Below are 12,661 nucleotides of genomic sequence, written 5' to 3'. Positions count from 1 at the left end.
GTTCGGTCAGCCGAGGATTCCGGTGGTCTCCAACCTCACGGGTCAGCTCGTCGAGGCGTACACCCCGGAGTACTGGGTCCGGCACGTCCGTGAGGTGGTCCGCTTCGCCGACGGCATCGAGACTCTGCACGGCCTGGGCGTGACCACGTTCGTCGAGGTCGGCCCCGGCGGCGTCCTCAGTGCCCTGGCGCAGGGCTGCGCGGACGACATCGTCACCGTTCCCGTACTCCGGGCCGACCGTCCCGAGCGGCAGGCCGTCGTGACCGCGCTCGCCGAACTGCACGTGCACGGCGCGTCCGTGGACTGGAGCTCGTTCTTCGCCGGTGCGCGGAAGACCGACCTGCCGACCTATGCCTTCCAGCACGAGCGGTACTGGGTCGACGCCCCGGAAACCGCTGCCGCCGCCCCGGCGGTGGATCCGGTGGACGCGGAGTTCTGGGAGACCGTCGAGCGCGAGGACCTGCGGTCCCTCGCCGAGACGCTCGACATCGGGGCAGGGGACGCGTTCAGCGACGTGCTGCCGAGGCTGTCGTCGTGGCGGCGGCAGCGCAAGGAGCAGTCCACCGTGGACGGCTGGCGCTACGGCGTCACCTGGAAAGCGATACCCGACCCCTCCCCGGAGGACCCTGCCCGGAACGGCATATGGCTGGTTCCGGTCAGCGTCGCCCAGCTCGGCGACGACTGGGTCGCCGCCTGCCTCCGCGCGCTGACCGAGCGGGGCCTGGCCCCGCTGCCGGTCCCGGTCGAGCCGGCCACCGGCCGTGAGGACCTGACCGCGCAACTCGCCCGAGCGGCCGGGGACGAGACCGTGGCGGGCGTTCTGTCGCTGCTCGCCGTCGACGGCGAGGCCGCCCCGCAGGCCGCCGCGATGCCCGTCGGTGTCACGCTGTCCGTGCTGCTCGTCCAGGCCCTGGGCGACGCGGGCGTCGGCGCCCCGCTGTGGTGCGCGACCCGGAACGCGGTGGGCGTGAACTCCGCCGACGAGGCGGCGGACCCGTACCAGTCCCTGGTCTGGGGTCTGGGCAGGGTGGCGGCGCTGGAGCACTCGCGGCGCTGGGGCGGTCTCGTCGACCTTCCCGGCACGGTCGACGACCGGGTCGCCGGCCGCCTCGTCGCCGTGCTCGGCCAGTCGGCCGAGGACCAGGTCGCGATCCGCGACCACGGGGTGTTCGCACGGCGCCTGTCGCGTCTGCCCGCAGCCCGGAGCGACCGTTCGTGGTCGCCGCGCGGCACGGTGCTGATCACCGGTGGTACGGGTGCGCTGGGCGGGCACGTGGCCCGCTGGCTCGCCGGTGCCGGTGCCGAACACCTCGTGCTCACCAGCCGCCGCGGCGCCGACGCGCCCGGCGCGACCGCGCTCAAGGACGAACTGGAGGAGCTGGGAGCGCGCGTCACCCTCACCGTGTGCGATGTCGCCGACCGCGAAGCGGTGGCGGCGCTGCTCGCCGAGCACCCGGTGAACGCCGTCGTCCACACGGCCGGCACCGCCGAGGCGGGCATGCTCGCCGAGACGAGCCTCGGCGACTTCGCGGCGACGGTCGCCGCGAAGGCCGTGGGGGCCGCGCACCTCCACGAACTGCTCGGCGATCAGGAGCTGGACGCCTTCGTCCTCTTCTCCTCCATCTCCGGTGTGTGGGGAGGCGGCGGGCAGGCCGCGTATTCGGCCGCGAACGCCTTCCTCGACGGCCTGGCGCAGCACCGGCGGGCCCGGGGCCTCACCGCGACCGCGATCGCCTGGGGCCCGTGGGGCGAGGGAGGCATGGTCGCCGACGCCGGGGACGAGGAGCGGCTGCGACAGCGCGGCCTGACCGTGCTGCGGCCGGACCGGGCTGTCTCCGCGCTGCACGGTGCGCTGAGCGGCGGGGACGGCACGGTCACCGTGGCCGACGTGGACTGGGAGCGGTTCGTCGTCCCGTTCACCGTCGGCAGGCCGAGCGCGCTGCTGAGCGACCTGCCCGAGGTCAGGGACGCCCTCGCGGAGGAGCCCGCCGAGCAGACCGCGGAGCCGTCCGCGCTCAAGGCGAAGCTGTCCACGCTGTCCGAAGGCGAACAGCAACGCCTGCTCGTGGACACGGTGTGCGCGCACGCGGCGGCAGTACTGGGGCACAGCGGATCCGCGGCGGTGGAACCGGACCTGGCGTTCCGGGACCTCGGCTTCGACTCCCTGACCGCGGTGGAGCTGCGCAACCTGCTCACTGCCGACACCGGCCTGACCCTGCCCGCGACGCTGGTCTTCGACCACCCGACGCCCGAGGCGATCGCCCGCCACCTGTGGAGCGAACTCACCGGCGAGACGGGCCCGGAGGAGGTGTCGGTCTTCAGCGAGCTCGACCGGCTGGAGTCGGTGATCTCGACGGCCGCCTCGGCCGAGGAGACGGTCCGGTCGGGGGTGCGGAGGCGGCTGCAGGAACTGCTGTCCCTGGTGAATTCCGCCGGAGAGCAAGGCGCGGAATCAGCCGACGCGCAGCAACAGCTCCAGGACGCGACGATCGACGACATCTTCGATCTGATCGATCAAGATCTAGAAATTTCCTAGTTCTTGGCGCTCTACCTTTAACGACAGCCGAGGACGGATGAGGCGGATGAGCAGCAACGAAGACAGGCTTCTCGAGTATCTCAAGCGCGTCACCGGAGACCTTCGTCAGGCCCGGGAGCGCCTTCGCGAGGTCGAGGAGAAGGACCAGGAACCCATCGCGATCGTCGGCATGGCGTGCCGGTATCCGGGCGGGGTGCGTTCGCCCGAGGACCTGTGGCAGTTGGTGGTCTCCGGTGGTGACGCGGTCGGCGGGTTCCCGGCGGACCGGGGCTGGGACGTGGAGGACATCTACGACCCGGACCCGGACGCGTCCGGCAAGACGTACGCGCGGCACGGCGGATTCCTCTACGACGCGGGGGAGTTCGACCCGGGGTTCTTCGGGATCAGCCCGCGTGAGGCCGTGGCGATGGATCCGCAGCAGCGCCTGTTGCTGGAGACCACGTGGGAGACGTTCGAGCGCGCCGGCATCGACGCGGAGTCGGTGCGCGGCAGCCGTACCGGAGTCTTCGTTGGTTCCGGCTACCAGGACTACGTCAACCTCCTGGTCGGGGTGGGCGGCGAGTCCGACGGCCATCTCGGGACCGGCAACTCCGCCAGTGTGATGTCCGGTCGCATCGCCTACACCTTCGGCCTGGAGGGACCGGCGGTCACCGTCGACACGGCGTGCTCGTCGTCGCTGGTGGCGCTGCACTGGGCGATTCAGGCGCTGCGGGGCGGCGAGTGCTCCATGGCGCTGGCCGGCGGCGTGCAGGTGATGACCACGCCTACCGCGTTCGTGGAGTTCAGTCGCCAGCGCGGGCTGGCCCCCGACGGACGGTGCAAGCCGTTCGCCGCCGGGGCCGACGGCACCGGCTGGGCCGAGGGCGTCGGCCTGCTCCTGGTGGAGCGGCTGTCCGACGCCCGCCGCAACGGGCACCAGGTGCTGGCCGTCGTCCGTGGCAGCGCCGTCAACCAGGACGGTGCGTCCAACGGTCTGACCGCGCCGAACGGCCCCGCGCAGCAGCGGGTGATCCGCCAGGCGCTGGCATCGTCCGGCCTGTCTCCCGCCCAGATCGACGTCGTCGAGGCGCACGGCACGGGCACGACGCTGGGCGATCCCATCGAGGCACAGGCACTGCTCGGCACGTACGGCCGGGAGCGGCCGGAGGACCGGCCGCTGTGGCTGGGCTCGCTCAAGTCCAACATCGGCCACGCGCAGGCGGCCGCGGGCGTCGGCGGCATCATCAAAATGGTCATGGCCATGCGCCACGGCGTGCTTCCGCAGACCCTGCACGTGGACGAGCCGACGCCGCACGTGGACTGGTCGGCGGGCGAGGTACGGCTGCTCACCGAGGCCGTCCAGTGGCCGGAGACCGATCACCCGCGCCGTGCTGCCGTGTCGTCCTTCGGCGTCAGCGGCACCAACGCCCACACCATCATCGAGCAGGCCCCGCCGGCCCAGGACGAGGAGCCCGCGGGGGTTCCCGCCGAGGGCCCCCTGGCGTGGGTGCTCTCCGCCAGGAGCGACGCGGCGCTGCGAGCCCAGGCGGCCCGGCTGCTGCCCTTGGTACGGGGCGAGGTCCGGCCCCAGGACGTCGGACTGTCGCTGGCCACGACTCGCGCGGCCATGCGTCACCGGGCCGCGGTCGTGGGGAGGAACCGTGAGGAACTGCTCCTCGGGCTGGCGGATCTGGCCGCCGGGACCCCTTCGTCCCGTGTGCTGCTGGGGCGCCCGGCCGGCGGCAGGACCGGCTTCCTCTTCTCCGGGCAGGGATCGCAGCGCATCGGTATGGGGCGCGAACTGTACGCGGCGTTCCCCGCCTTCGCCGCGGCCTACGACGAGGTGTGCGCGCACCTGGACGCCCCCGTCGACGTCGATGCCGAGACGCTTCACCGGACCGGGTGCACCCAGCCCGCCCTCTTCGCGGTCGAGGTGGCCTTGTTCCGGCTCCTCGAATCCTTAGGCGTCCGGCCCGACTTCGTCGCCGGCCACTCCGTGGGCGAGATCGCGGCTGCGCATGTGGCGGGTGTGTTGTCGCTCGGGGATGCGGCGCAACTGGTGTCGGCGCGTGCGGCGTTGATGCAGGCGTTGCCCGCGGGCGGAACGATGGTCGCCGTGCAGGCCACCGAAGAGGAAGTCCTGCCCCACCTCACCGACGGGGTGAGCATCGCCGCGGTCAACGGCCCCTCGTCGGTTGTGGTTTCCGGTGTCGAGACGGCGGTCCTGGCGATTGCCGCGGGCTTCGCTGAGCAGGGCCGTAAGACGTCCCGGTTGAAGGTCAGTCACGCGTTCCACTCGCCGTTGATGGACCCGATGCTGGAGGAGTTCGCCGAGGTCGTCCGTGGCCTGGCCTTCGAGCAGCCGCAGCTCCCCGTCGTCTCCAACCTCACGGGTCAGCCTGTCGAGGCTTACACCCCCGAGTACTGGGTCCGGCACGTGCGCGAGACCGTACGCTTCGCCGACAGCGTCCGTACCCTGCACGACCTGGGCGTGAAGACCTTCATCGAGATCGGTCCGGGCGGTGTGCTGAGCGGCATGGCGCAGGGCTGTGCGGACGACATCGTCACCGTTCCCGTACTCCGGGCCGACCGTCCCGAGCGGCAGGCCGTCGTGACCGCGCTCGCCGAACTGCACGTGCACGGCGCGTCCGTGGACTGGAGCTCGTTCTTCGCCGGTGCGCGGAAGACCGACCTGCCGACCTATGCCTTCCAGCACGAGCGGTACTGGGTCGACGCCCCGGAAACCGCTGCCGCCGCCCCGGGGGTGGATCCGGTGGACGCGGAGTTCTGGGAGACCGTCGAGCGCGAGGACCTGCGGTCCCTCGCCGAGACGCTCGACATCGGGGCAGGGGACGCGTTCAGCGACGTGCTGCCGAGGCTGTCGTCGTGGCGGCGGCAGCGCAAGGAGCAGTCCACCGTGGACGGCCGGCGCTACCGCGAGTCGTGGAAGCGCCTGGGCGAGCCCGCGTCGGCCGGCATCGGCGGCACCTGGCTGTTCGCCGTGCCGGAGGAGGAGAACGAGCAGACCGCCGCGGTCCGCACCGCGTTCACCGCCCGCGGCGCCACTCTGAAGACGCTGGCCGTCGGCGCGGCGAGCGACCGCGCCGGTCTGGCCGGGGAACTGGCCGGGATCGGACCGGTCGACGGCGTGCTGTCCCTGCTCGTCACCGGCGACCCCGTTCTGCCCACCCTGCTGCTCGTCCAGGCCCTGGGCGACGCGGGCGTCGACGCCCCGCTGTGGTGCCTCACCTCGGGCGCGGTGGCCGTGAGCGGCTCCGACGCCGTACGCGACGCCCGGCACGCCCAGGTCTGGGGCCTGGGCCGCACCGTCGCCCTGGAGCTGCCCCGGCGCTGGGGCGGCCTGATCGACCTGCCGGAGTCCGTCGACGACCAGGCCGCCGCACGCCTGGCCGACGTGCTGGGACAGGCGCTGACGGGCCGGTGGGAGGAGGACCAGCTCGCCGTCCGTTCCTCCGGCGTCTTCGCCCGGCGGCTCGCCCACGCACCGGCACGGGCGGCCACCCGCCGCTGGCAGCCCCGCGGCACCGTCCTCATCACCGGTGGTACGGGTGCGCTGGGCGGCCACGTCGCCCGCTGGCTGGCGCGCGGCGGCGCCGAACACCTCGTCCTCACCAGCCGTAGGGGCGCGGACGCCCCGGGCGCCGCCGCCCTGCGGGACGAGCTGGAAGCCCTCGGTGCCCGTGTCACGCTCGCCGCCTGCGACGTGGCCGACCGCGACGCCGTGGCGGCCCTGCTCGCCGAGCACGCCTTCACCGCCGTCGTGCACGCCGCGGGGGTCGCCGACGCCGGCACGGTGGACGCCAGCACCCCGGCCGGCTTCGCCGCCGGGCTCGCCGCCAAGGCCGGCGGCGCGGCGCACCTGGACGAACTGCTGGGCGACCAGGAGCTCGACGCCTTCGTCCTCTTCTCCTCCGTCTCCGGCGTCTGGGGCAGCGGCGGCCAGGCCGCCTACGCCGCCGGCAACGCCTTCCTGGACGGTCTCGCCCGGCGGCGCCGCGACCGCGGACTCACCGCGACCGCCGTCTCCTGGGGCCCCTGGGCCGACGGCGGCATGGTCGAGGACGGCGACGACGAGGAGCGGCTGCGCCGCCGCGGCCTTCGCGCGATGACCCCCGCATCGGCGATCACCGTCCTGCAGCACGCGCTCGACCGCGACGAGGTCCTGCTGACCGTGGCCGACGTGGACTGGCCGCGCTTCATCGTGCCCTTCACCCTCGGCCGGCCCAGCCCGCTGCTCGGCGACCTCCCCGAGGTACGCGCGACCCTCACGGAGGACGCCCCCGAAGCGGGCCGCGGCTCCGGGGCGCTCGCCGAGAGCCTGGCCGGGCTGTCGCACGAGGACCGTGCACGGGCCCTCGTGGACCTCGTGCGCACGCACGCCGCCGCCGTCCTCGGCCACCGCGGAGCGGGCGCCGTCGAGACCGACCGGCCCTTCCGGGACCTCGGCTTCGACTCCCTGACCGCGGTGGAACTCCGCAACCGCGTCAACGAGGCCACCGGCCTCGCCCTGCCCACGACGCTGGTCTTCGACCACCCCACGGCTGCGGACCTCGCCGCCCACCTGCTCACCGAACTCACCGGCGGCCAGGACGCGAAGGCCACGGCCGCCACGGCCGCCGCGGTGCTGGACGAGCCGATCGCCATCATCGGCATGGCCTGCCGCTACCCCGGCGGCGTGCGCTCACCCGAGGACCTGTGGGAGCTGGTCGCCTCTGGCCGCGACGCGATCTCCCGCTTCCCCGGCAACCGCGGCTGGGACGTCGAACGGCTCTACCACCCGGACCCCGATCACCCCGGCACCACGTACACCACCCAGGGCGGATTCCTGCACGACGCGGACGAGTTCGACCCCGCGGTCTTCGGAATCAGCCCGCGTGAGGCCGTCGCCATGGACCCGCAGCAGCGCCTGCTGCTGGAGACCACTTGGGAGGCCTTCGAGCGCGCCGGGATCGCCCCCCACGTGATGCGCTCCACCGCCACGGGCGTCTTCGTCGGCTCCGGCTACCAGGACTACACCGGCCGCCCGCTCAAGGTGCCCGACGGCGTCGAGGGCTACATTCCCAGCGGCAACGCGGCCAGTGTGATCTCCGGCCGGCTCTCCTACACCTTCGGCCTGCAGGGCCCGTCGGTCACCGTCGACACCGCCTGCTCGTCCTCGCTGACCGCCCTCCACCTCGCCGTGCAGGCGCTGCGGGGCGGCGAGTGCTCCATGGCACTGGCCGGCGGAGTGATGGTGATGGCCGGACCGTCCGCGTTCACGATGTCCAGTCGGCAGCGCGCGCTGTCCGCCGACGGCCGCTGCAAGGCGTTCTCCTCGTCCGCCGACGGCACCGGCTTCGCCGAGGGCGTGGGCCTGGTCCTGGTGGAGCGGCTGTCCGACGCCCGCCGCAACGGGCACGAGGTCCTCGCCGTCGTGCGGGGCAGCGCGGTCAACCAGGACGGCGCCTCCAACGGCCTGACCGCGCCCAGCGGCAAGGCCCAGCAGCAGGTCATCCGGCAGGCGCTGGCCAATGCCCGGCTCGCCGCGGACGAGGTGGACGCCGTGGAGGCCCATGGCACCGGGACCCGGCTCGGCGACCCGATCGAGGCACAGGCGCTGCTGGCCACCTACGGCGAGGAGCGTTCCGAGGACCGGCCGCTGTGGCTCGGTTCACTGAAGTCCAACATCGGCCACGCGCAGGCGGCCGCGGGCGTCGGCGGCGTCATCAAGATGGTGATGGCCATCCGCAGCGGCGTCCTGCCGCGGACGCTGCACGTCGATGAGCCGACCCCGGACGTCGACTGGTCCAGGGGGAACGTGCGCCTGCTCACCGAGCAGACCGCCTGGCCCGACCGGGACAGGCCACGGCGTGCGGCCGTCTCCTCGTTCGGGATGAGCGGCACCAACGTGCACACCATCATCGAGCAGGCCCCGCGGACCGCGCCCGCCACCGAGGGCGAACAGACCCCCGCGGCGCAGGACGCGACCGCCGCCCGACCCCTGGACGTGCTCCCGTGGGCGCTGTCCGCGAAGACCGCCCGGTCCCTGCGCGAGCAGGCCCGCCGGCTCCTGAACCACCTCGACCGTGCCGAAGGGCTCTCGCTGTCCGACGTCGGCCGCGCCCTCGTCACCACGCGGACGCCGCTGGAGCAGCGGGCCGTGGTCGTCGGCCGCGACCGGCACGAGCTGCGGGCCGGGCTCGCGGCGCTCGCCGACGGTGAACCCGCGGACACCGTGGTCCAGGGCACCGCCGAGGCCTCCGGCAAGGTCGCCTTCGTCTTCCCCGGCCACGGCTCGCAGTGGACCGAGATGGCCCGCGAACTGCTGGACACCGCCCCGGTCTTCGCCGAGCGGGCGAAGGCCTGCGCCGAGGCGTTCGCCCCCTACCTCGACTGGCCGCTGCTCGACGTCCTGCGCGCCGAGCCCGACGCGCCTGACGTGGCCGAGGTGGAGGTCGCCCAGCCCGCGCTGTTCACCGTCATGGTGTCGCTGGCCGCCCTGTGGCGCTCCTACGGTGTGACGCCTGCCGCCGTCGTCGGCCACTCGCAGGGCGAGGTCGCCGCCGCGTATGTCGCGGGCGCGCTGACCCTGGACGACGCGGCCCGGATCGTGGCCCTGCGCAGCCGCTCGCTGACCAGGCTCATCGGCAAGGGCGCCATGCTCGCGGTCGCCATGCCCGCCGACCGGGTGCGCGCGAGGCTGGAGAAGTACGGGGACCGGCTGTCGGTGGCCGCCGTGAACGGGCCCGCCGCCCTGACCGTCTCCGGAGAGCCCGACGCGGTCGACGAACTCCTGGCGGAACTCGAAGCCGAGGGCGTGCGCGTGCGCAGGGTCCGCGGCGCCACCGGCGCCGGGCACTCCGCCCAGGTCGAGAGCCTGCGCCCCGAACTGCTCGAGTTGCTCGCCCCGGTCGCGCCGCGCGCGGCGGACATCCCCTTCTACTCCACGGTGACCGGCACCGTGCTGGACACCACCACCCTGGACGCCGAGTACTGGTACCGCAACGCGCGGCACACGGTGGAGTTCGAGCGGACCGTACGGTCGCTGCTGACGGACGGGCACGGGGTGTTCGTCGAGTGCAGCGCGCACCCGCTGCTGGCCGGCTCGGTGCAGGAGATCGCGGAGGAGGCCGGTGCCGACGCCGTGACCGGCGCCTCGCTGCGCAGGGGCCAGGGCGGCATGGACCGCTTCCTGCGCTCCGTGTCCGAACTGCAGGTGAGCGGCGTGCACGTCGACTTGACGGTCCCCTTCGCCGGGCGTCCGGTACGGCGCGTGGACCTGCCGACGTACGCGTTCCAACGGCAGAGGTACTGGCTGGAGAGCGCCGACCCGGTGCCCGCGGGCACCGATCCGGTCGAGGCCGGGTTCTGGGAGCTGGTGGAGAACACGGACCTGTCCGGGCTCGCCGATGAACTCGGGGCGGATGACGCCGACCTCGTCGGCCCGGCGCTGCCGGTGCTGTCCGCGTGGCGTCGGCGCAGTCGCGAGAAGTCCACCGTGGACGGCTGGCGCTACCGAGTCTCCTTCCGGCGGCTGACCGACCACCCTGCCCCCGGCCTGGACGGCCTGTGGCTCGCCGTCTTCCCCGCCGGAATGGCGGACGAGCAGTGGGCGCCCTGCGTCGTCGGTGTGCTCGGCGCCCACGGCGCCAAGGTGCGGGTCGTCGAACTCCCCGTCGACTGCGACCGGTCGCAGGCCGCGAAACGGCTCACCGAGGAACTCGGCGGCGAACAGCCCGCCGGTGTCCTGTCGATGCTCGGCCTCGCCCCCGGCCGCCACCCCGCCCACCCCACGTTGTCCGCGAGCCTCGCCGCGACCGTCACCCTGGTGCAGGCGCTGGGCGACGCGGACGTCCAGGCACCGCTGTGGTGTGCGACCCGCGGAGCCGTGTCCACCGGAGCCACCGACCCGCTGCGCGACGCCGGCCAGGCACAGCTCTGGGGCCTGGGCGTCGTCGCCGCACTGGAACTGCCCCGGCGCTGGGGCGGTCTCGTCGACCTGCCCGAGAAGCTGGACGAGCACGCGCTGCGCCGCCTGGCCGGGGCGCTGGCCCGGCACGACGAGGATCAGCTCGCCGTACGGGTCGACGGCGTGTACGGCAGGCGCTTGGTCCGGGCGCGGCCCGCCGACGTGGAGTCCGCGACACCGTGGCAGCCGCGCGGCACCGTCCTGGTCACCGGCGGAACCGGTGGCGTGGGCCGGCACCTCGCCCGTTGGCTGGCCGGCGCGGGCGCGCAGCACCTGGTGCTCACCAGCAGGAGCGGGCCCGACGCCCCCGGTGCGCGGGAGCTGCACGCGGAGCTGACCGCCCTGGGCGCCGAAGTGACCATCGTCGCCTGCGACATCGCCGACCGTGACGCGGTCGCCCGGCTGCTCGCCGGCATCGAGTCCCGGCACCCGCTCACCGCGGTGCTGCACGCCGCCGGCACGGCACGGTCGTCCCCGCTGGCCGACGCCGGTCTCGACGAGTTCGCCGAAGCCGCGGCCGCCAAGGTCACCGGCGCCATCCACCTCGACGAGTTGCTCGACGGCCGTGAGCTGGACGCGTTCGTCCTCTTCGCCTCCGGTGCCGGCGTCTGGGGCAGCGGCGGGCAGGCCTCCTACGCCGCCGCCAACGCCTTCCTCGACGCCCTGGCCCTGCGGCGGCGGGCCCGCGGCCTGACCGCGACCTCGGTCGCCTGGGGCGGCTGGGCGGGCGGCGGCATGGTCGACGACGCGGTCCAGGAGCGCGGCGAGCGGCGGGGCCTGGGCCTCATGGCCCCCTACCTCGCGATCACCGCCCTGCGCAGGGCCGTCGAGCACGACGAGGCGGCCCTCACCGTCGCCCCGATCGACTGGGAGAAGTTCCTGCCCGCCTTCACCGTCGGACGGCCCAGCCCGCTGCTGGCCGACCTGCCCGACGTACAGCGGCTCCTGGAGGCCGAGCAGGCCGCCGGCGAGGAGACCGGCGCCGAAGCGGCGCTGGCGACCGAGCTCGCCGCACTCGCCCCGGCCGAGCAGGAGGAGCGGCTGCTGGAGCACATCCGCGCCCAGAGCGCCGTGGTCCTCGGCCACGCGTCGGCCGAGGACGTGCCGCCCACCGCGCACTTCCTGGAGCTCGGCTTCGACTCGCTCACCGCGATCGACCTGCGCCGGCGCCTGTCGGCGGCGACCGGTGTCCGCCTGCCCGCCGGACTGGCCTTCGACCATCCCACGCCCGCCAGGCTCGCCAGGCACCTGTTGACGCGGCTCCGGGGCGCCGGCCACGGCACGGCGGAGGAGCGGTCCGCCGACATGCTGGTGCAGCTCTACCGGCACGCGAGCGAGAACGGGACGGCCGCCGAGGCCATGGGGATGCTGATGGAGGCGGCCCGTTTCCGGCCCTCGTTCCAGCTGCCCGAGGAACTGGACCGGCGGCCCGCCCCGGTACGGCTGTCGCAAGGCGACCGTCCCCTCGCGCTGATGTGCTTGTCGCCGTACGTCGTACCGGCCGGGGCGCATCAGTACGCGCGGTTCGCCGCACCCTTCCGCGACCGGCTGGACGTGTGGGCGCTGGTCCACCCCGGCTACGAGAAGGGCGAGCCGGTCCCGTCCGATCCGGACGTCGTGCTCCGGCTGCACGCACAGACCGTACGGGAGTGCGCTGGCGGAAAGCCGGTCGTCCTGCTCGGCTACTCCTCGGGCGGCTGGATCGCCCACGGCGTGGCGGCACACCTGGAGGCCATGGGCGAGCCGCCGACGGCCGTGGTCATGGTCGACAGCTTCAGCCGCGAGGTCCCCTTCGACCACCAGGTGCTCAACGCGATGGCCCAGGCGCAGTCGCAGCGCCTGGACTTCATGAGGTCCGGCGGCGAACAGCTCACCGCGATGGGCCGCTACATGCGCCTGTTCGACGGCTGGGCCGCGCCGCAGATCGCCGCGCCGACCCTGCTCGTACGGGCGAGCGAGCCCATGCTGGCCGACGCCGCGGACGGCGACGGGCGCGCGGCACCGCCCGAGCACGTGGACACGATCGTCGAAGTGGCCGGAAACCACTACTCGATGCTGGAGGACCACGCCGGCAGCACCGCGGCGGCGGTGGATTCCTGGCTGGCGGACGTCGTCACCGATCCGTCCGGCCCTGCCGCACCTCCGGACGCAACGACCGCATGACCGGCCCGCGACCA

At 73.9% G+C, this 12,661-nt stretch carries 2 protein-coding genes; both read left to right on the top strand.

Features of this window, described 5'->3' with window-relative positions:
• Positions 1 to 2,536 (top strand): SDR family NAD(P)-dependent oxidoreductase (locus tag ACF07B_RS37230; protein ID WP_392182172.1); only part of this gene is annotated, 2,536 nt, incomplete at its 5' end.
• Positions 2,537 to 2,582: 46 nt separating this feature from the next.
• A complete protein-coding gene (locus ACF07B_RS37225; RefSeq protein ID WP_392182171.1) occupies positions 2,583 to 12,647 on the top strand; it encodes a type I polyketide synthase in 10,065 nt (3,354 codons plus the stop codon).
• Positions 12,648 to 12,661 lie beyond the last annotated feature (14 nt).

Source organism: Streptomyces sp. NPDC015532, from assembly GCF_043078065.1.
Classification (GTDB): Bacteria; Actinomycetota; Actinomycetes; order Streptomycetales; family Streptomycetaceae; genus Streptomyces.
The sequence above is the reverse complement of the archived record's forward strand: the minus strand, read 5'-3'. Positions and strand labels throughout refer to the sequence as shown.

What these genes read in the sequence shown, in the direction of transcription:
- ACF07B_RS37225 (WP_392182171.1), top strand. Translation starts at nt 2,583, where the DNA reads ATGAGCAGCAACGAAGACAGGCTTCTCGAGTATCTCAAGCGCGTCACC.